18 protein-coding genes, 1 other RNA gene and 1 pseudogene are annotated in these 20,140 nt (G+C 55.3%); 10 read left to right on the top strand and 10 right to left on the bottom strand.

The window, feature by feature from the left end:
* Nucleotides 1-35: 35 nt before the first annotated feature.
* The 5 genes and pseudogenes from Q8K09_RS13495 to Q8K09_RS13475 all read left to right on the top strand — a co-directional run bounded on the left by Q8K09_RS13495 (nt 36) and on the right by Q8K09_RS13475 (nt 6,174).
* Nucleotides 36-1,553 carry a hypothetical protein gene (locus tag Q8K09_RS13495; RefSeq protein WP_305255478.1) on the top strand — a complete coding sequence of 506 codons (1,518 nt, stop codon included), beginning with the start codon at nt 36-38 and terminating at the stop codon, nt 1,551-1,553.
* An 84-nt stretch (nt 1,554-1,637) separates the two neighbouring features.
* Nucleotides 1,638-2,582, top strand: a complete 945-nt coding sequence (locus Q8K09_RS13490; RefSeq protein ID WP_305255477.1) for a glycosyltransferase family 2 protein — start codon at nt 1,638-1,640, stop codon at nt 2,580-2,582.
* 73 nt (nt 2,583-2,655) lie between these two features.
* A pseudogene (locus Q8K09_RS13485) lies at nt 2,656-3,235 on the top strand (IS30 family transposase); the annotation flags it as partial.
* 140 nt (nt 3,236-3,375) lie between these two features.
* The gene (locus tag Q8K09_RS13480) at nt 3,376-3,789 is read left to right on the top strand and encodes a GtrA family protein (protein ID WP_370869534.1); all 414 of its coding nucleotides are present in this window, start codon (nt 3,376-3,378) and stop codon (nt 3,787-3,789) included.
* Nucleotides 3,790-4,230: 441 nt separating this feature from the next.
* Nucleotides 4,231-6,174 (top strand): nucleoside-diphosphate sugar epimerase/dehydratase, encoded by a 1,944-nt coding sequence (locus Q8K09_RS13475; protein WP_305255475.1) that lies wholly within the window; start codon nt 4,231-4,233, stop codon nt 6,172-6,174.
* Nucleotides 6,175-6,462: 288 nt separating this feature from the next.
* Here the strand turns inward: Q8K09_RS13475 and Q8K09_RS13470 are convergent, their stop codons facing one another.
* Nucleotides 6,463-6,741 (bottom strand): HU family DNA-binding protein, encoded by a 279-nt coding sequence (locus tag Q8K09_RS13470; RefSeq protein WP_305255474.1) that lies wholly within the window; start codon nt 6,739-6,741, stop codon nt 6,463-6,465.
* A gap of 861 nt (nt 6,742-7,602) precedes the next feature.
* On the opposite strand from Q8K09_RS13470, the gene ffs reads away from it, so the two are divergent.
* Nucleotides 7,603-7,699, top strand: an RNA gene (gene ffs, locus Q8K09_RS13465) — signal recognition particle sRNA small type.
* A 271-nt stretch (nt 7,700-7,970) separates the two neighbouring features.
* Here the strand turns inward: ffs and Q8K09_RS13460 are convergent.
* Complete coding sequence (locus Q8K09_RS13460; protein WP_305255473.1) at nt 7,971-8,258, bottom strand: DUF3509 domain-containing protein; 288 nt, start codon at nt 8,256-8,258, stop codon at nt 7,971-7,973.
* A gap of 58 nt (nt 8,259-8,316) precedes the next feature.
* Nucleotides 8,317-8,538, bottom strand: a complete 222-nt coding sequence (locus tag Q8K09_RS13455) for a hypothetical protein (protein WP_305255472.1) — start codon at nt 8,536-8,538, stop codon at nt 8,317-8,319.
* 674 nt (nt 8,539-9,212) lie between these two features.
* On the opposite strand from Q8K09_RS13455, the gene dnaX reads away from it, so the two are divergent.
* The 4 genes from dnaX to Q8K09_RS13435 all read left to right on the top strand — a co-directional run bounded on the left by dnaX (nt 9,213) and on the right by Q8K09_RS13435 (nt 13,981).
* Nucleotides 9,213-11,231, top strand: a complete 2,019-nt coding sequence (dnaX, locus tag Q8K09_RS13450; RefSeq protein WP_305255471.1) for a DNA polymerase III subunit gamma/tau — start codon at nt 9,213-9,215, stop codon at nt 11,229-11,231.
* Between the two features lie 18 nt (nt 11,232-11,249).
* The gene (locus Q8K09_RS13445) at nt 11,250-11,576 is read left to right on the top strand and encodes a YbaB/EbfC family nucleoid-associated protein (RefSeq protein WP_305255469.1); all 327 of its coding nucleotides are present in this window, start codon (nt 11,250-11,252) and stop codon (nt 11,574-11,576) included.
* Between the two features lie 286 nt (nt 11,577-11,862).
* The gene (gene recR / locus Q8K09_RS13440; protein WP_305255468.1) at nt 11,863-12,462 is read left to right on the top strand and encodes a recombination mediator RecR; all 600 of its coding nucleotides are present in this window, start codon (nt 11,863-11,865) and stop codon (nt 12,460-12,462) included.
* 370 nt (nt 12,463-12,832) lie between these two features.
* Nucleotides 12,833-13,981 carry an acyl-CoA dehydrogenase family protein gene (locus Q8K09_RS13435; RefSeq protein ID WP_305255467.1) on the top strand — a complete coding sequence of 383 codons (1,149 nt, stop codon included), beginning with the start codon at nt 12,833-12,835 and terminating at the stop codon, nt 13,979-13,981.
* 165 nt (nt 13,982-14,146) lie between these two features.
* On the opposite strand, the gene Q8K09_RS13430 is transcribed toward Q8K09_RS13435, so the two are convergent.
* The 7 genes from Q8K09_RS13430 to ccoS form a co-directional block, all read right to left on the bottom strand.
* The gene (locus Q8K09_RS13430) at nt 14,147-14,359 is read right to left on the bottom strand and encodes a cold-shock protein (RefSeq protein ID WP_069516724.1); all 213 of its coding nucleotides are present in this window, start codon (nt 14,357-14,359) and stop codon (nt 14,147-14,149) included.
* 668 nt (nt 14,360-15,027) lie between these two features.
* Entirely contained in the window at nt 15,028-15,846 is an 819-nt protein-coding gene (locus Q8K09_RS13425) for an ion transporter (RefSeq protein WP_305255466.1), read from the bottom strand.
* A gap of 2 nt (nt 15,847-15,848) precedes the next feature.
* Nucleotides 15,849-16,397, bottom strand: a complete 549-nt coding sequence (locus Q8K09_RS13420; protein ID WP_305255465.1) for an adenine phosphoribosyltransferase — start codon at nt 16,395-16,397, stop codon at nt 15,849-15,851.
* 72 nt (nt 16,398-16,469) lie between these two features.
* A complete protein-coding gene (gene fnr / locus Q8K09_RS13415; RefSeq protein WP_305255464.1) occupies nt 16,470-17,204 on the bottom strand; it encodes a fumarate/nitrate reduction transcriptional regulator Fnr in 735 nt (244 codons plus the stop codon).
* Nucleotides 17,205-17,516: 312 nt separating this feature from the next.
* Nucleotides 17,517-18,905 carry an oxygen-independent coproporphyrinogen III oxidase gene (gene hemN, locus Q8K09_RS13410; protein WP_305255463.1) on the bottom strand — a complete coding sequence of 463 codons (1,389 nt, stop codon included), beginning with the start codon at nt 18,903-18,905 and terminating at the stop codon, nt 17,517-17,519.
* Nucleotides 18,906-19,158: 253 nt separating this feature from the next.
* On the bottom strand, nt 19,159-19,842 hold the full coding sequence (locus Q8K09_RS13405; protein ID WP_305255462.1) for a sulfite exporter TauE/SafE family protein: 684 nt from the start codon (nt 19,840-19,842) through the stop codon (nt 19,159-19,161).
* Entirely contained in the window at nt 19,835-20,053 is a 219-nt protein-coding gene (gene ccoS / locus Q8K09_RS13400) for a cbb3-type cytochrome oxidase assembly protein CcoS (protein ID WP_305255461.1), read from the bottom strand. Before ccoS ends, Q8K09_RS13405 begins: the two co-directional genes overlap by 8 nt.
* Nucleotides 20,054-20,140 lie beyond the last annotated feature (87 nt).

The following is a 20,140-nucleotide window of genomic DNA, read 5'->3' as shown; positions in this document are numbered from 1 at the left end:
GTTATTAATTTCCTCTGTAGTTCCTTGGTCTACTTATGAAAAAAATCGATATTTTTTTTAACGACGTAATAAATTACAAGTTTTTTATGTTGATGAATAGAGAATATATAACAATATTCCTCTCGGTTTTTATATTGTTTCTATTGATTAGTTTTATAAGCGGTTATATTCCTGTAAGTGATGGGGCAGGTTGGGATGGTAGCATATATTACAACTACGCTCAAATTTTAGCTGCGGGCGGGGATATATCTGGCGACCCATATCGAGAAATTAGAATGCCAGCTTTTTTTCCCATTATTTTAGCGATAAAATTTGGTGCTAATCATAGTCAAATAATCATAATCCAAGCAATCTTAAATTCGATTTTACTTGCAGCAAGCGCAAGTCTACTGTACGCAACATTTTTGGAGTTGGGGTTGCAGAAGAAAATTTCTATACTCTCACTTGCGGCATTAATTTTAACTTGGCCTTTTATAGTGATGCCAGTTTTCTATCCGATATTGAGTGATCATGCTGCGCTTGCAACAAGCTGTTTATGCTTGTGGTGTTGGTCAAAGTCACAGCGTTGGGCGCTATGTGTTATATCAGCTGCCAGCTTGTGGATAATTCCTGGGTCGTTCCTCATTCCTTTGATTTTGAGCGCGTTCCCTCTACGAGCACAAGGAGCACAAGCCGTGCCAAGGTACAAATATAGAATATCAGCTCGCATACTGGCAACGGTTTTAATTTCTATCAGTATATTTTTTTTTATAGTTCCATACTTACTTAGTATCCCGCAAGATAAAATTCTAGCCCACGCTACGGACAAAGACGGCGTAACAGCGTTAATGGAACTGCGCTCACTATCATTACTCAGCATAAGTGCAGCGGTTTTGTTTGTAGTGTGGATATATATTAGCATTTTAACAAATATTAATACTTGGAAGGCAGTAAGCTATAAATATTTAACGCTTTCTTTTGTTGCAACGCTCTCAAGCGCGTACTTCATGTATAGCTGCATAGATTGGTCTTCGGGGTTCGCTGGGCCGCCGCTATTTTTGAATATGGCATTACAGTCGTTAGCCCTACCTTTTAAGCCGTTAGTTTCGCATTTTTTAAATTTAACACCAACTATTATCCCCGCACTTATTGTGGTCGCCAAATACTCATTTGGCGGGCAAAAAAATACTCCAATAGGCCTGCTGGTGATATTTTCCGCTTTTATTCCTTTTCTTTTATTTGGATCAGAAAGCAGGCAATGGATAGGGGTGCTACCAATATTAGTGACAATATTTGCTATGTCTGAATTTTCTTACGCTCAAAGAAAGTGGTGCTTGCTAGTCTCTATTGCTTTAATTTCACCTCTTCTTTGGCTAAATAAAAAAACGATTACAGCACTTCAGTCTGGGGCCAGCTTTCAATCGGACGAATGGCAATTCTATTTTGGACGACAAGGGCCTTGGATGTCTATTGATAGTTATGAAATTGGTTTGGCTTCAATAGCTGTTTTCATTGCAGGGCATTTATTGTTCTCTACATATAGCTTGAAGAACTATCCATTAAAAATTTGGTAACTGTTTAGCTTTTTTATTAGTAATATTTTTGTGAATGTCTATGGCTTTAGGTTAGGCGTAGAATTCTATTCTAGGAGACTTATTTTGTTAACATTGGTAATTCCAGTTTATGGCAATGAAGCAAACCTTCCTGATCTATTAGTATCGGTTGCAGGTTTATATTTAAAATTAAATGGCAGACTTGAAGTTGTATTTGTGGTTGATGGCAGTCCGGATCGTTGTTATGAAATTCTTCGTGCGAAGCTTCCGTCTCAACATTTCCAATCAAAAATAGTATTATTGTCGAGAAATTTTGGATCATTTATGGCGATCAGGGCAGGGCTTCAGCATGGTACCGGAGATCGTTTTGCTGTAATGGCTGCAGATCTTCAAGAGCCGCCAGAGTTGGTTATTGAAATGAATCGTATCTTGATACAGCAAGAGGTTGATGTGGTTGTCGGCGTTCGGGAGAGTCGTCAGGATTCTTGGAATAGCCAATTAGCTTCAAAAATTTTCTGGAATCTATACCGACACTATGTCATACCCGAAATCCCAATAGGTGGCGTAGATATTTTCGCATGTAACAAGGTATTTCGCGATAGGCTGCTTACTCTGGAAGAAAGGCATAGTTCATTGATCGCTCAGATCTTCTGGCTAGGATACCGCCGTGAAATCGTGACTTACTCGCGCCTAGAAAGGGTATACGGAAAGTCTGCCTGGACCTTCCGCAAGAAGGTTAACTACCTCATGGACAGTATTTTTTCTTTTACCGATATTCCTATAAAAGCCTTGATCAGATTCGGAGCTTTTGGAGCAGTGTTGGCTGCATTGTTTGGAGTGTTGACACTTATAGCCAAAATTAACGGTATGATTGAGGTGCCTGGCTACGCAATGATCATGCTCACGGTTACCTTTATTGGCTGTTTGAATCTTTTTGGCTTGGGAATTATTGGCTCTTATGCTTGGCGAACTTACGAAAATACAAAGAACCGACCTCTAGCGATTCCTATGCGTGTTGATAGTTTTAGAGGTAGGAGTGAAGATATATAGATATTTCATTACGTAATGACGGCGGCCGCAAAGCTGTGTCCAGTATCTGACCTTTCCGATAAGGTGTTGCCCCATGTTTTATTCCGAACTCAGCGTTGAAGAGCGTGCCCACCCCATATCGATTGTGCTCAAGGCTTTAGTCTTGCCTGAGTTCATATAATAAGTGCAACGCCTGAAACGATAGGCAGAGAACCAGCCACTGGTAACTGTTCCGTAATCGAGCTGCCTGTTGCAGCTACTCGGTTCGCTAGACTCAGCAACAGATGTAGGGCCTTAGCCGAGTTTGCCGAGCGATGCGAAAGCTGCTGCCCGTTAGCGAGCGTTTCTAGTTGGTGACCCGCATACTTGCTGCCTGAGATTTTTTCTCCCAGGCTGATTGCAGGTAAGCCTCGGAGCATGAACACTCCCAGCCTCAGAGATACCTACGTCTGTTGTGTGGCGACCTATGTCTTGCCGGTCGGAGAGCTGGGCAAGGCGCTGATCATCTGCCTGCGTCACGTAAGACAACGCGCAAACTGAGCTCTGGTGGCGTGGATCGTCGTGGCCAGATCCCTGACATTGTCAGAGTTCATATGCGCCCGCTGGATATTCAAGATCGCCTGACGCCTGGCCACAGGGACGGAGATCTGATCGAGAGTAAGGCCAATGCTTCGATACCAAATGTACTATCCTAGTTGATGAGTAATATAGTGCAAAAGACTATGGCTATGTGGGCGCGACGTGTCAATTTCAGTTAAATAGTCGTGTTGCTCTTAGCTCCTACAATCGTTGGGTTTAAATCTTTAATCGAGAAATGTGGAATATTTTTTCTATGATGATTCCGCTAGTAAAAAAATTAATCAAAAGCAATTTCCCAAAATTCTTTATTTCAAGCACGCTGAATACCACTCTAACGTACGGAATTTACGTACTACTATTAATTTTTTTTTCTTATACAGTAAGTTACGCTATTTCGTATATTGCCGGTATAGTCTTTGCTTATTTAATGAATCGTTTTTTTGTATTCAAAAGTCATCAGGGTATTAAGTCAGTTGCCATGTTGCTATTTGTATATTTAACTCAGTATTTTATCAGTATTTTATTATTATGGTTCTGGGTTGAAAAGATCAATCTTGATAAATATTTAGCGCCACTAGTAGTGATAATGTTTACTTTTCCAATGACATATATTCTGTCAAAATATGTCTTTATAAAGAATCCAGTGTAAAGGGTGGATGGCTTTTTCTTCAGGGATCCCGTATTAGCGCCGGCAACAAAACCATAGACATATTTGTGGTATCAATAATTCAGGGGGAATGATCATGGCTAGTGGATATGGAAGTATCGCCAAAGGTTGCGAGAAGCCCTCGGCCTTAATGTTGTGTGTAGCAGGAGATGGGGTTGTTGGGCTTGATCTTGGCGGGGGGGATTTTGGGCGGATGTTGTCCGCCTTCGCTGCCATGGGTCGCTCCTGCAGGGGGGCTGCTGTGTGCTTCGGGTCTTAGGTGGTACGCATTCGCTGTTGGTTTTTCCATCAATAGTCAGGTTTTAACTCGGTGGGGTGACTACTCCGCTGGTTTCACGTTCTTAGGATTGAGGTGTTGTAGTGTTAAGACTTGCCGAAAAGTTGCGTAGCCGTTTGGTTCAATTACCACGGCGTCAGAAGCGAATGCTCCAGGTCGGTATGGATGTGGTGTTGGTGTGGGCGTCGTTGTGGCTGGCTTTCGTTGTGCGCTTGGGTGACATGAAAAGCATCGAGCCGTTTGCCGGGCATGCCTGGCTGTTTGTTGCGGCGCCCCTGATCGCCATTCCTATGTTTATCCGCTTCGGTATGTACCGCGCGGTCATGCGTTATTTCGGCAACGATGCGCTGCTGGCCATCGTCAAGGCGGTTACGCTGTCGGCGTTGCTTCTGGCGTTGGCGGTGTACTGGTATCAGGGAGCGCCCAAGCTTATTCCGCGCTCGATGGTTTTTAACTACTGGTGGTTGAGCCTGGTGATGATCGGTGGGTTGCGGCTGTTGATGCGTCAGTACTTCATGGGTGACTGGTACTCGTCGGATAATCCTGGCCGGTTCGGTGGGCGCGATGCTGGGCTGCCAAAGGTGGTGATCTACGGTGCGGGCGCGGCAGGTAATCAGCTGGTTGCGGCGTTGCGCCTGGGCCGAGGCATGCGGCCGGTAGCCTTTATCGATGACGATGCCACTATTGCCAATCGGGTGATCGCCGGGCTGCGGGTCTATACCTCCAAGCACATCCAGCAGTTGGTCGATGAAACCGCTGCCGATGAGATTCTGCTGGCGATTCCTTCCGCCAGTCGGGCCCGCCGTCGCGAGATTTTGGAGCTATTGGAGCACTACCCGCTGCATGTGCGCAGTGTCCCTGGGTTTATGGATCTGGCCAGCGGCCGGGTCAAGGTCGATGACGTGCAGGAAGTAGACATCGCCGACCTGCTCGGGCGCGATGCAGTGCCGCCGCAGAAGGCCTTGTTCGAGCGCTGCATTCGCGGCCAGGTAGTGATGGTCACCGGCGCGGGTGGTTCTATTGGTTCGGAGTTGTGCCGGCAGATTGTCGCGACGGGGCCGACCACCTTGTTGTTGTTCGAGCACAGCGAATTCAATCTCTACAGCATTCATAGCGAGCTGGAGCAGCGCATTCGCCGTGAGTCGCTGCCAGTGCGTTTGGTACCGATTCTGGGCTCGATCCGCAACGCCGGGCGTTTGTTCGATGTGATGCGTACCTGGGCGGTGAACACGGTGTATCACGCGGCGGCGTACAAGCATGTGCCGATGGTCGAGCATAATATCGCCGAGGGTGTGCTGAACAATGTGCTCGGTTCCACCTTCACCGCGCAGGCGGCGATCAAGGCCGGAGTGGAGCACTTCGTGCTGATCTCCACGGATAAAGCCGTACGCCCGACCAATGTGATGGGCAGCACCAAGCGTCTGGCCGAGATGGTGTTGCAGGCCTTGAGCGCAGAGACGGCGCCGGTGTTGTTCAGAAGTGAAGATGCCGTGCACCAGGTCAACAAGACCCGTTTCACCATGGTGCGGTTTGGCAACGTACTGGGCTCATCGGGCTCGGTGATTCCGCGCTTCCATGATCAGATTCGTCGGGGCGGCCCGGTGACGGTGACTCATCCGAATATCACCCGCTATTTCATGACCATTCCCGAAGCCGCGCAGCTGGTGATCCAGGCCGGCGCCTTGGGGCAGGGCGGTGATGTGTTTGTGCTGGACATGGGGCAGCCGGTGAAGATCGTCGAGCTGGCAGAGAAGATGATCCACCTCAGTGGCCTCAGCGTGCGCTCTGAAAAGAACCCGCACGGTGATATCGCCATTGAGTTCACCGGTTTGCGTCCTGGTGAGAAACTGTACGAAGAGCTGTTGATCGGCGACAACGTCAGCCCCACCGATCACCCAATGATCATGCGCGCCAACGAAGAGTGCCTGTCTTGGGAGGCCTTCAAGAAGGTGCTGACCGATCTGCTCAATGCAGTTGAACGCGACGACTACGACCGCGTGCGCCAGTTGCTGCGTGAGACCGTGAGCGGCTATGCGCCGGAAGGCGAGATCGTCGACTGGATACATCTGCAACGGCGGATAGAGCCGTAGCGAGCCCATTGTAGGATTAGCTCCGGCCGCGCATGGCGGGCGCCAGCCGCTTTGTAGGAGGGGACTTGTCCGCGATTGGCGTTGGCCTGGCTTGTAGCTGTTGTGGAAGAGTCCGTATACACCCGGTTGGCGTGTTGCCCGAGAGTGTTGGGCAAACCGTAGGGCGGCTTCGGAGCGGAGCGACAACCCGCCAGCTGTAGGGTTGTGCAGGTGTTCTCGGTCAGATGAGATTCCGCTGTCGGCCAATGTTTTGGCAGCGCAGCGGAGTCCACTTGCTTCTTGCGTCGATCAGTTGATCGCGTCGGTCAGGGCCTTGGCTGGTACGTATTTGACCACTTTTTTCGCGGCAATTTCGATTGCCATACCGGTCTGCGGGTTGCGGCCGGTGCGTGCTGGGCGGTCGCTGACTTTTAACTTGCCAATGCCAGGCAGGGTGATTTCGCCACCGTTTTCCAAGGCATCACCGACGATTTCGCTGAGCTGCTCAAGTGCGGCGCGCACGGTGGTTTTGGGTGCGTCGATGGCTTCGGCGATGTCGCTGATCAGTTGGTCTTTAGTCATGGCCATGTTGTTGCTCCTTGGAATTAGAGGGTGGCGCTGAATATGCCCGGCGCAGAGTACTGCGATTTTGCTTTGCTGGCATTGCCTCTGGGCAGGTTTCGAGTACTCGCGCCTATTCTGACTCGTCATATGTATGGAAATTCCATCAGGGCAGGGCGTTGCGAGCGGCTCTATAGGCAACCCCTGATGTAAACCTGGGGCTATGCCCGGTTATGTGTTGCATGCAGTAACCCCTTGTAGGAACCAGGAGGGCGCTTAGTCCTTGCTGGCGATAAGCAGCACAAAAGCATCGTAGGAGCGCTGAGCCACAGCAAACTGGCCCCTACAGCTCCCGCGCGTTGGCTATTTATCGCCTTGCGGCAGCTAGCGCGTACATGGCCTTTTTGATAGCCGGCGCCTGGCGCACGCGGGCATGAGCGGCGGCGCCCTGGCGAATGCTTTCGCGGACAAGTCCCCTCCTACAGGGTTGTGCGGTGAACCTGTGGGAGCGGACTTGTCCGCGAAGCTTTTGATGGGCCCGTCAACGGATGCAGGCGATAAGCCGAGTTGCGTTGCCTGATGCGCAGCGCGACGAAGTCTAACCAGACTGTGCATTTGCCGGTTGGGCTTCGCTGCGCTCAACCTGCGCGCTTCGCGCCAACCTGACTGGTGTTCGCACTGCCTGGCGGGCGCTCAGCTTGCGTGGCTCGCAATCCTCTCTGTTTGGCGGTCTGGATTTTCGTGCGGTTGATGTTGTGATGCTGATTGGCGGTGATTGAAGTCTGTTTGGTGGGTTTCTTTGTTTCGCGAGCGTTGGGGAGTTGTAACTTCAAGGCAAGCCGGTACAATGGCCCGCTCGTCGCAAGGCGGGTAGCGTTATGGTGGCCCTGCCGGTCCCCCCGCAACGATCAACCGTGAACCCGGTCAGGCCTGGAAGGGAGCAGCCGCAGCGGTTACATCGTGTGCCGGGGTGTGGCTGGTGGGGTCGCCTCCATCTTTAAGCCCGCTCGGGTTGTGTAATGAATCCCCAATTTTTTGTTTTCACCTTTAGTTAGGTGCTTTTGCGTGGGTGTTTGGATTGTGTGTGGCCTTGCGAGATCTGCTGCGCGGTCGCGGGCGCGGTGTTGGGTTACGCGGCGTTTGGCGGGTGTGTTGGTTGTGGGTGCGCGGTATGCGCCGCTAACCCAGCCTACGGGGGCGTGTATATGCGCCGCTAACCCGGGCACCTGTTTGGTGCCTGGGGTTGTGCGGGGGCTTTAGTCGATTTGGTAGCTGAGTACGTTGTTTTGTTCTTTAAGTGCCTTGCGCATTTCTGCGGGGATGTTGCCGGCGCGCACGGCGAGTTCCAGGCGAATATCTTCCAGGCTCTGCGCAAACGCTTGCGAGTCATCGCGCTGGGCGACGCTGAGGACGCGGCTGTAGGCGGTGGTGTCGGCGTCATCGAGCAGGGACAAGACAATGCCGCCATCTGGGCGGCGTGGTCCGAAGGTGACGCGTAGGGGGGCGAATAATTGTTCGACGAACTGGCGATTGATGCTATTCATTACCGTTCTCCATCCTGAGGCTGATCAGTTCAGACCTCGTTGGACGGATGAAGTTCGATCAGGCTAGCAGTGATTGTCGCGCGCGCTCGATTACTTGCGGCAGTGACTCGCTGCTGTACTGCTCGGGGTACAGGCGCTGGGTATGCTGAGCAATACCGGCCTGGTTGACGATAGTGAAGCTGAAGTTGCCTTTACGGCTGGCAAGAATGCGGCAATCGAACGGCGCGAAGGCGTCGGATAGGGTGCGAATGGCATCCTGAATTTGGTGTTGAGTATTCATTTTTGGGTGTTTCCTAAAACTACGGGCGCGTCATTGCGCTAAATAAAGCTCCAAGCTTTTGGCTTTCTGGGCCAAAGGAATGAATCTGATCGGAGCTGGACTGTACGCATAAGTTCAGTATTGCGAATGCTTATGCGGGTCGGTACTTCGGAGGCGGGCTGGGTCAATGCTTGCGCAAGACAGCCTTATCAGTCAGCAGGTTGGGCTTGATGAAGAACTGTGCGGCATCGCTTGATGGGGCTGATGCGTTCTTTATCTAAAATCCATCGAGGGGGCCAGAAGGCCTATTTGACTTACAGCGTGGTACGAACGAGGCGGATAGTAGTCGGTTGCTCGGGTCCTGGCCAGCTAAATTTGCAATTAAGTGTGAATGAAGCCTGGTGCGTGCCGCGTAGGATGGCGTTGAGCGCAGCGATACCCATCACGACGATCTGTGGGCAACCCTTAGCGCTCGGCGGTTGGGCTGGCGCGCGATGGGTATCGCTGCGCAGCCTGGCGCATCCTATAAACGCTCGTCCCGCAACGCGCATCACCCTGCGAGAGCGTGGTGGGCGTGGCAGCAGCAGATTCCCGGTGATTGTTGCCCGGCAGGCCCCGGCTGCGCATTGGATGCAATTTAGGCCATGCTCCGTTAGGATTAGCCCACTTTTGCTTTCATCTCGCGACGGTTTTAGATGAGTTATCAGGTTCTTGCACGAAAGTGGCGTCCGCGCTCATTCCGCGAAATGGTCGGCCAGGCCCATGTGCTCAAGGCGCTGATCAATGCCCTCGACACTCAGCGCTTGCATCACGCCTACCTGTTTACCGGTACCCGTGGGGTTGGCAAGACCACCATTGCGCGCATTATCGCCAAGTGCCTGAATTGCGAAACCGGGATCAGTTCGACGCCCTGTGGTGTTTGTTCTATCTGTAAGGAGATCGACGAGGGGCGTTTCGTTGATCTTATCGAGGTCGATGCTGCCAGTCGGACCAAGGTCGAAGACACGCGTGAGTTGCTGGACAACGTGCAGTACTCGCCGAGCCGTGGGCGCTTCAAGGTCTACCTGATCGACGAAGTGCACATGCTGTCGTCGCACTCGTTCAACGCCTTGCTCAAGACCCTGGAAGAGCCGCCGCCGCACGTCAAATTCCTGCTGGCAACCACCGATCCGCAGAAGCTGCCGATGACGATCTTGTCGCGCTGCCTGCAGTTCTCGCTGAAGAACATGCCGCCGGAGCGGGTGGTTGAACACCTGACCCATGTATTGGGCGCGGAAAATATTCCGTTTGATGATGATGCGCTTTGGCTGCTCGGTCGGGCTGCTGATGGTTCGATGCGCGATGCGATGAGCCTGACCGATCAGGCGATTGCCTTTGGTGAAGGCAAGGTGCTGGCAGCCGATGTGCGGGCAATGCTCGGTACGCTCGATCACGGTCAGGTGTATGGCGTGTTGCATGCGTTGCTGGAGGGCGATGCGCGCGGCCTGATCGAGGCGGTGCGGCATTTGGCTGAGCAGGGGCCTGACTGGAACGGGGTGCTGGCGGAGATTCTTAATGTCTTGCACCGTGTGGCTATCGCCCAGGCGCTGCCCGATGCGGTCGACAATGGTCAGGGCGACCGCGACCGTGTGTTGGCTTTGGCCGAGGTATTGCCGGCTGAAGACGTGCAGTTCTATTACCAGATGGGTTTGATCGGCCGCCGTGATCTGCCGTTGGCGCCTGATCCACGCAGCGGCTTTGAGATGGTGTTGTTGCGCATGTTGGCGTTTAGGCCGGCAGGTAACGATGATGGGCCGAGGGTGGCACTAAAGCCGCTAGGGATTAGCCAGGCCACTGCTGATCCCCGTCCCAACCCAGTGGCCGGCGCTGCTATTGCTGCGCCGGCAGTCACTGCGGCAGTCGACACTGCGGCAGTTGATACTGCGGCAGTTGATACTGCGGTAGTCGATACTGCGGCAGTTGTCGCTGCGCCTGAGCCGCTTGTTGTTCCAGTCGTGCCCGCGGTGCTCTCCAGTGTCGCGCCCGAGCCTGTGGTGGCGCTGCCGGTGTCGCAGCCGCCTGCTTCGGTTGGCGCGGTTACCAATCTGCCTTGGGAGGAGCAGTCGACTTCGCTTGAGGCTGATGTGCCGTTGCCTGTGCAGGTGGCGCAGCCGCTCGCCGAGGTACCTCCGGTCGACACGGATGATGACGAGCCGCCACCTGGCGATTACGATTATGTGGAGATGGACGCGCAGACGTTCGACTACGATTTTGATGCGGTCGACGCCGCTCCGTCCATCGAGCCAGAGCCTCTGCCGGCTGCGCAACCAGCGACTGGTCTGGCTGCTGAGTGGCTGGAGTTGTTCCCCAAGCTTGGCGTGTCGGGCATGACTGGCAGCATCGGTGCCAATTGCACGCTGATGGCAGTCGAGGGCGATAGTTGGTTGCTGCATCTCGATCCAGCGCAGAGTGCGCTGTTCAATCCGACCCAGCAGCGACGTTTGAATGATGCGCTGAATCTGTACCATGGTCGCGAGTTGAGCTTGCAGATCGAGCTCTGCAAGCCCGAGCAGGAAACACCGGCGCAGGCAGCCGCACGCAAGCGCGTCAATCGCCAGCGCGAAGCAGAAGAGTCGATCCAGCGTGATCCGTTGGTGCAGCAAATGATTGAGCAGTTCGCCGCGGTTATTCGCCCGGACAGTATCGAACCCGTAGACACTCACGTTAACCCCTGATTACCGAGGACTAGCACCATGATGAAAGGTGGTATGGCCGGCCTGATGAAGCAGGCCCAGCAGATGCAAGAAAAAATGCAGAAGATGCAGGAAGAGTTGGCTAATGCCGAGGTGACCGGTCAGTCCGGTGCTGGCCTGGTTAGCGTGGTGATGACGGGTCGGCATGACGTCAAGCGCGTGAGCCTGGACGACAGCCTGATGCAGGAAGACAAGGAAATCCTCGAAGACCTGATCGCAGCGGCAGTCAACGATGCCGTGCGCAAGGTCGAGCACAACAGTAAGGACAAGATGTCCGGCATGACTGACGGGATGCAGCTGCCTCCTGGTTTCAAGATGCCATTCTGATTGGCGTCGTGCCGTCCAGTCGATGCGCATGGCTATGTTGCCGGCGGGCCAGGAATGCTCATGTGCTTCAGCATGCTGCGGTTCCTGGCCCGCAAGCGCCTTTCCCTGCACACCGCCTGATAGGCACTTTTCTGCCGCTGTATTCGCAGCGTGTAGCCCGGATGTGATCCTGGGGTGTCGGCATCCCCGGATTACATCCGGGCTACGAGCCTGACAAGCCCTGTTAGTGGCGTTGATCCCCAAATCAGAAGCTTGCATAAAATTCCTGTAGGCAACGAGTACCCCCATGAGCTTTAGCCCATTGATTCGCCAATTGATCGACTCCTTGCGCATTTTGCCTGGGGTGGGGCAGAAGACTGCCCAGCGTATGGCTTTGCAAATGCTTGAGCGTGACCGGGGTGGCGCGATGCGTCTGGCTCAGGCGCTGACCCGGGCGATGGAGGGGGTTGGACATTGCAAGCAGTGCCGTAGCCTGAGCGAGGATGAAATCTGCCAGCTGTGCCTTGACCCGCGTCGCGACGACAGCCTGTTGTGTGTGGTGGAGGGGCCGATGGATGTTTATGCGGTGGAGCAGACTGGCTTTCGCGGTCGCTACTTCGTGCTCAAGGGGCATCTTTCCCCGCTCGACGGTCTGGGCCCCGAGGCTATCGGCATTCCTGATCTGCTATCGCGTGTTGCCGAGGGCAGTTTTGCCGAGGTCATTCTGGCGATGAATCCGACCGTAGAAGGCGAGGCGACGGCGCATTACATTGCCCAGTTGCTTGCCAACAAGGGCCTGATCGCCTCGCGTATCGCCCACGGCATGCCGCTTGGCGGTGAGCTGGACCTGGTCGACGGCGGAACCTTGGCGCACTCGATTGCTGGGCGGCGACCGATTCAGCTCTGAGGCGTTTTGGCGCTCCTTTTCAGCCTTATGCCCGATGTGATTCGGGGCGACGGCGCGCACTGCGCATGCGGTCGCGGGAGCCTTTGTAGGATGGCGTTGAGCGCAGCGATACCCATCGGCAATTATCGCCGTCTCCGAGGCTATTTGACCGCTGCGCCTATAGGCGCGGGGCGTCCCGCTTCAGCCGAAAAGCCTTTGCTGTGGTGTTCGAGGCTGTTTGTCGCGGGCTGAGGCCCGGCCTGCGGCGGTACGTTCTGTGTCTGTCTCTTGATTGAGGCCGTGTGATTGCCCTGGCATATGGCGCAATCCTCATCTTGTAAACCAAGCAAGCGCTCGGTAAGGTCGCGTAGACCTCTTCGGGAGCTGACCTATGCCTGTCTTTCACGATTATTTCGATACGACCCATCAATTGGTGCGTGATTCCGTGCGACGGTTTGTCGAGCGGGAAATCCTGCCGTATATCGATGACTGGGAGGAGGCGGAAGAGTTTCCGCGTGAGTTGTACCTGAAGGCCGGTGCCGCGGGGATTCTTGGTATCGGTTATCCCGAGCAGTTTGGCGGCAGCCATGAGGGTGATGTATTTGCCAAGGTCGCGGCCAGTGAAGAGTTGATGCGTTCTGGGTCGGGTGGCTTGGTTGCTGGCCTCGGTTCGCTGGATATAGGGTTGCCCCCGCTGGTTAAGTGGGCCACGCCAGCGCTGCGTGAGCGCATAGTGCCGCAGGTGCTTGCGGGAGAGAAGATCATGGCGCTGGCCGTCACCGAGCCTTCAGGCGGCTCTGACGTAGCCAATCTGAAGACGCGTGCTGTGCGCGAGGGTGATTTCTACCGGGTGACGGGCAGCAAGACCTTTATCACCAGTGGCATTCGTGCCGACTACTACACGGTGGCCGTGCGCACTGGTGGCGACGGTTTTGCTGGCGTAAGCCTGTTGTTGATAGAGAAGGGTACGCCCGGTTTCACTGTCGGTCGCAAGTTGAAGAAGATGGGCTGGTGGGCATCGGATACTGCTGAGTTGTTTTTCGATGATTGCAAAGTACCGGTATCGAACCTGCTTGGGGCCGAAAATATGGGCTTTGCCTGCATCATGGCCAATTTTCAGAGCGAGCGTCTGTCCCTGGCGATCATGGCCAATATGACTGCGCAGATGGCGTTTGAGGAGGCCATGAAGTGGGCAAAACAGCGCGAGGCGTTTGGTAAGCCGATCGGCAAGTTTCAGGTACTCAAGCACCGTTTGGCCGAGATGGGCACTCAGCTGGAGGTCTCTCGCGAGTTCACCTATCGCCAGGCGGCGAAGATGGCTGCGGGCAAGAGCGTGATAAAGGAAATCTCCATGGCCAAGAACTTTGCTACCGACATTGCTGATCGACTGACCTACGATGCGGTGCAGATCATGGGCGGAATGGGCTATATGAGGGAAAGTCTGGTGGAGCGTCTGTACCGCGATAATCGAATTTTATCGATTGGCGGTGGCTCGCGGGAAATCATGAACGAGATCATCAGCAAGCAGATGGGGTTGTAAATGTGCGGGGCTTGGGAAGGCCCGGGAGAGGGTTGCTGCGTGTAATCTTTGATGGTCTTTGCGCGTGGGGCGCGAAGGCCGTCTGAGTAAGCTCTGTAATCTTTTATTTCGCACACAAAAACAAGCCCCGCTTGTGCGGGGCTCGTTTTGAGTAGGACAGATAGCTTAGGCTACCTGTACCTCTTCAGCCTGCATACCTTTCTGACCGCGAGCGGCCACGTAGGTAACAGTTTGGCCTTCTTTCAGGCTTTTGAAACCATCGCTTTGGATAGCTTTGAAATGGACGAACAGATCATCGCCGCCGTTAGTCGGGGTAATGAAGCCGAAGCCTTTTTCATCGTTGAACCATTTGACGGTGCCAGTTTCGCGGTTTGCCATGATGTATCTCTTTTAAATCGATGCGGATTGCAGTGCTAGAAATACCTCAGGAGGGGGATGAACGCAACGACTTTTCTGTTTTGAGTGGCTTTTGTGGGTAATTAATTTTCTTGAGTTGGAAGGCTGCATTTACCTGTAGGTGGATTTTAAGGCTACTTTTAGCGCATTTATTTGGTTTTTTCAGCGTATTTCGGCGAAGTTATCTTGGTGGGGCTGGTTTTTGCGTCGTCGCTGCGTCAGAGGCATAAATTGCGCTGCTGCAAACGTAGGCGCGCCTCTCGGCGGCCTTGTCGGATGCTGCCAAGTGCGTTTTTTTGCGTGAAATTCGCGATTGCTACGGGCAGTGAGTGTGCGTCGAGTATTGCGCTGAAGGACAGGCAAGTTCGGGTAGTCGATCAAGCGCCGGCGTCGAGTCGCCGCTGCAGCTTAAACAGTGGGTCCCGGTAAACGCTTGCAGCCAACAGGTGGTGTATAGCCTCGCCAGAATTAACGGGGCCAATCAAAAGCTGCGCGGACAAGTCCGCTCCCACGAGTGCACTACCCAGTTGGGTAGGGGGGGAGTGACAGCGGTCGCTGGGGCGCTGTCGCTCATGCCTGCTTGTGCCAGGCAATAAGGTGGATAGCCGGCCTGCGAGCGCCTGGTGGCGTTCAGAGGCCGGTGAGGCGAGTCAGGGTTGGCGGTGGCGCAGTTCGGCGACTTCTGCGCGCAGGGCTTTGAGTTCATCGAGCAGTAGTTGCTCGGTTCTCGAGGGCGGCGCCAAGAGTGCTTCCTGGTCGTGGGTGGCCTGCATGGCATTGACCACTACGGCGATGAACAGGTTGAGCATCATGAAGGTGGCGATCAGGATGAACGGCAAAAAGTACATCCAGGCCAGCGGGAACTGTTCCATCACCGGGCGCACGATACCCATCGACCAGCTTTCCAGGGTCATCACCTGGAACAGCGTGTAGAGGCTTGCACCCAGGCTGCCGAACCATTCGGGGAAGGCTCCACCGAACAGCTGGGTGGCCATTACCGCCGCCACGTAGAACACCAGGCCAAGCAGCATGGCGATACTGCCCATGCCGGGTAGCGATGACAGCAGCGCTTGGACCACGCGGCGCATATCCGGGTTGATCGAGATCAGCCGCAGTAAGCGCAATACCCTGAGCACGCGCAACACGGCGAATGGGCCGCTGGCTGGCACCAAGGCGATGCCGACCACCAGGCAGTCGAATACCGCCCATGGGTCGCGTAGCAGGCTGGGGCCGCGGGCGATGAAGCGCAGCGCAAGTTCAACGACGAACAGGCTGAGTATCAGTGCGTCCAGCGTCAGCAGTACGCGCCCCCAGTCGGTCATCAGGCTTGCCGACGTCTGCATGCCGAGGATGGCGGCATTGAGGATGATCAGGGTGGTCACCACGCGGGTGATGACTCTGCTTGCCATTAGTTCGGCCAGGCGTGTGCGCCAAGTGCCGTAGCTCGGGGTCAGGATATTTTCGGGCATGATTAATTGTCGTCGAGGGCGAAGGCGGTCAGGGTAAAAGTCGGGATGCCGATGTCTTGCAGTTTTTGCGAGCCGCCCAGTTCAGGCAGGTCAATGATCGCAGCCGCTTCATAAATGCTTGCGCCCATGCGCCGCACCAGTTGTGCGGCAGCCAGCAGGGTGCCACCGGTAGCGATCAGGTCGTCGAACATGAGTATTTGGTCGCCTTCGCAGAGGCTGTCGGCCTGTACTTCGAGAAAGGTCTCGGCGTACTCGGTCTGATAGCTTTCGCGCAGCACCTCACCCGGCAGTTTGCCCTGCTTGCGAAACAGAATCAGCGGCTTGTTTAGCTCATAGGCGATGATCGAGCCAATCAGAAAGCCACGGGCATCCATGGCGCCGATATGGCTGAACTCGGCTTCGACGTAGCGCTGGATAAAGCTGTCGGCAACCATGCGCAGGGCGCGTGGCGACTGCAGCAGCGGGGTGATGTCACGGAAAATCACCCCTGGCTTGGGGAAGTCCGCGACCGGGCGGATCAAGGTTTTGATGCTGAACTCGTCGAAAATCATCAGGAATGTCCTGCTGCTGGCTGAAGTGGGGGGGTGGCGCCGGCTACTGGCTGACCGCGCCCCATGCTTCGGTCAGCCGTCGAGATTGCCGCCAGCCAGTGCGCACAGCTCGATGGGGTCGAGAATATGTACCGACTTGCCTTCGGCTTCGAGCAATTTGTTCTGCTGGAAACGAGTAAATACCCGGGAGACGGTTTCCACTGCAAGGCCTAAATAGTTACCAATTTCGTTACGCGACATGGCCAGGCGAAACTGGTTGGGTGAAAAACCCCGGGCGCGGAAGCGCGCAGATAAATTGACCAGGAAGGTAGCGATACGTTCGTCGGCGGTTTTCTTCGACAGCAACAGCATCATCTGCTGGTCGTCGCGGATTTCCCTGCTCATCACACGCATCAATTGGCGGCGCAATTGCGGCAGCAGAATCGACAGTTCGTCGAGTCTTTCAAAGGGGATTTCACACACCGAGGTGGTCTCAAGCGCCTGCGCTGACACTGGGTAGGATTCGGTGTCCATACCTGACAAGCCGACCAACTCGCTGGGCAGGTGAAACCCGGTGATCTGTTCTTCGCCGCTGTCGCTCAGGCTGAAGGTCTTTAGTGCGCCGGAGCGCACGGCGAACACCGATTCGAAAACATCGCTTTGGCGGAACAGGAACTCGCCTTTTTTTAGCGGTCGGCCACGCTTGACGATCTCGTCCAGCGAATTCATGTCTTCCATGTTCAGGGAAAGCGGGAGGCACAAGGCTGCCAGGCTGCAATCCTTGCAATGGGCTTGATGTGGCGTATGCAGCTTGATGCTTCCGGACATCGGCGTCGATTCCTTGGTAAAACACGCAATGTGCAAGGTTACAGCAGGGGGGCGGTATCGGCCAGTCGACGGAGGTCTTAATCGGTGGCCTGAATAATGTGCCGTCCACGGACAATGGCCAAGGCACTCTCCCGCAGTGCGCTGGTGCCGTTTGTGGGGGCTATGTCCGAATTATTCAATTGCTGGGCGTCGCCGGAGCGCCAAGGCCACGAAGCCCGACGAGAGATTGCGCTGCCAGTTGGGCTTCGCGGCGCTCAAACTACCGGTTGCGTGCAGCGGGTACAGCAGCGTGGGCTGCAACCGTTTGGACGACTATGACGCCGTTGCGTTTTGTGAGGCAGGTGGGCTGCCCTGATTGAGGTAGTGATCAAAGAGCATGCACAGTGAGCGGATCAGTAGTCGACCGACTGGGCGGACGTCGATGCTTGCTGCGGTGAGGTTGATCAGCTTGTCTTGTGCCATTTGCTCCAGGTGTGGCCATGCCTCTGCAAAGTAGGCACGGAACTGGATGCCGTGGGCTTGCTCAATCTCGGTGATATTCAGGGAAAAATTGCAGATTAGCTGCTGAATCACAGCACGCCGTACCCGGTCATCGGCGCTGCAATGCAAGCCGCGCTGGATGGCCAATTGGCCGCTGGCTAGGCTTTGTTGGTAAAGAGTGATGTCGTTGTCATTCTGGCAGTAGAGGTCGCCGATCTGGCTGAATGCCGAGACGCCCAGGCCGACCAGGTCGCAATGGCCGTGGGTGGTGTAGCCCTGGAAGTTGCGTTGCAGGCGGCCATCTTCCTGGGCGCAGGCCAGTTCGTCATCACTCAGCGCGAAGTGACCCATGCCGATATAGCGATAACCAGCGGCGCTCAGTTGGGCGATGCTGCCCTGCAGTATCGCCAGTTTGCCTGCTGCGCTGGGTAGGTCGCTGCTGTCGATATGGCGCTGCGTGGTGAACTTTGTGGGCAGATGGGTGTAGTTGAACAGTGATATCCGGTCGGGCTGTAAGGCAATTATCTCGTCAAGTGTCGGCGCGAAGCTTTGCGGAGTCTGCTTGGGTAAACCGTAGATCAGGTCGACATTGACCGAGCGGAACTGCAAGGTGCGCGCGGCCTCGATGATCGAGCGGGTTTCTTCCAGGGTTTGCAGGCGGTTGATTGCGCGTTGTACCGCTGGATCAAGGTCTTGTACGCCGAGGCTGACCCGGTTGAAGCCCAATTCACGAAGCAGGCCCATGGTCGACCAGTCTGCCTCGCGTGGATCGATCTCGATGCTGTAGTCGCCGGAGTCGTCATCCAGCAAGTTGAAATGCTGGCGCAACTGGCTCATCAGGTGACGCAGTTCGTCATGACTGAGAAACGTCGGGGTGCCGCCGCCGAGGTGCAGTTGTTCAACGGTCTGGCGACGGTCGAGGTGGTGGCCAATAATGGCAAACTCGTGTTCCAGGGCGCGCAGATAAGGTTGGGCACGACCGCGATCCTTGGTAACCACTTTGTTGCAGGCACAGAAGTAGCAAGCATGTGCGCAGAATGGCAGATGAACATAGAGTGACAGTGGGTGCAGTTGTTTGCTGCTGTCGCGCAGTGCCTGTAGCAGTTCGAACGAGCTAACGCCGCCGTGCATCTGCGCGGCGGAGGGGTAGGAGGCATAACATGGCCCGCTCTGATCGTAGCGGCGGATCAGGTCGGTATCCCATTGGATTGCGTCGAGCATGCGGGTAACCCCCGATCAGACTATCAATGCCGGGAGTCTATGCAGACGGGCTCCTGAGCGTCTTGACCTGTGTCAACGGGAGTTAGAGGGCGGCGGGCTCAGGCTAAGTACACCGTTAGGTGTTGTATGCAATGAGTGGCGTGCGCCTATATCCATTGCTGCAACAGCTAACGGGTAGACAGCCATTTATCAGCGATGGCGAGCCGAGGCGGATCGCCATATCGCAAGCTCAATTGGCGGTTCGGCTCTTGCGTCAATGTCCCATCAGCCAGTGCTGATGTGGGCCAGGCAGGGTCCATAGGCCGAACAGGATCACCAGGATACCTCCCGCCATGCGCACGCCTTGCTTGCGTAGCAGGGCGGTCATGCGTTCTGCAGCCATGCCGGTGGCCAGTAGAACCGGCATGGTACCAATGCCGAACGCCAGCATCAGTGCGGCGCTGTCGAGGGCATCACCCTGGCTCGCTGCCCAGAGCAGGGTGCTGTAGACCAGGCCGCACGGCAGCCAGCCCCACAGTCCGCCCAGTAGCAGGGCGCGGGGCAGGCTGGTGACCGGCATGAAGCGCCGGGTCAGTGGTTGAATGTAGCGCCACAGACCGCGGCCAAGCGCTTCGATACGGGTCAGGCCGCTCCATAATCCGGCGAGGTACAGGCCCATGGCGATCAACAGCAGCGCGGCGACAACGCGCATCAACATGGCTGCCGGGCTGTTGGCCAGCGCCCAGCCGGCCATGCCCAGAAGCAGGCCGGCAGTGGCGTAGCTGAAAATCCGGCCCAGGTTGTAGGCGATTAATAATTGCAGGCGTTGTGCGCGCTGTTCGGCCGGGATGGCCAGGGTCAGGGCGCCCATCAGGCCACCACACATGCCCAGGCAATGCCCGCCGCCAAGTAGGCCGAGGATCAGGGCCGACACTAGCAAGGGTGCAAGTTCAAGCACGGGGCGGCTCCTGATCGTCGGCTGGCTCATCCGGCTGTTGCGCCTGGCTGACGCCGGCCTTGTGCATGGGGTCTTCGTCGTCTAGGAGGATGCTGTGAGCCGGGCCGTCGAGGTCATCGTACTGACCGCTGTCGACCGCCCAGAAGAACAGCCAGATGGCGAAACCGACCAGGGCAATGGCGACCGGGATCAGAATGTAAAGCGCGGGCATGGAATCTCCGAATTCGGGCGAGACGTAGGGTGGGTCGGGGCGCGTAGCTGGCGCTTTTTACATCCACCATGGCAGCGCTGTGGTGGA

The organism is Pseudomonas sp. (genome assembly GCF_030683065.1).
GTDB lineage: Bacteria > Pseudomonadota > Gammaproteobacteria > Pseudomonadales > Pseudomonadaceae > Aquipseudomonas.
The sequence above is the reverse complement of the archived record's forward strand: the minus strand, read 5'-3'. Positions and strand labels throughout refer to the sequence as shown.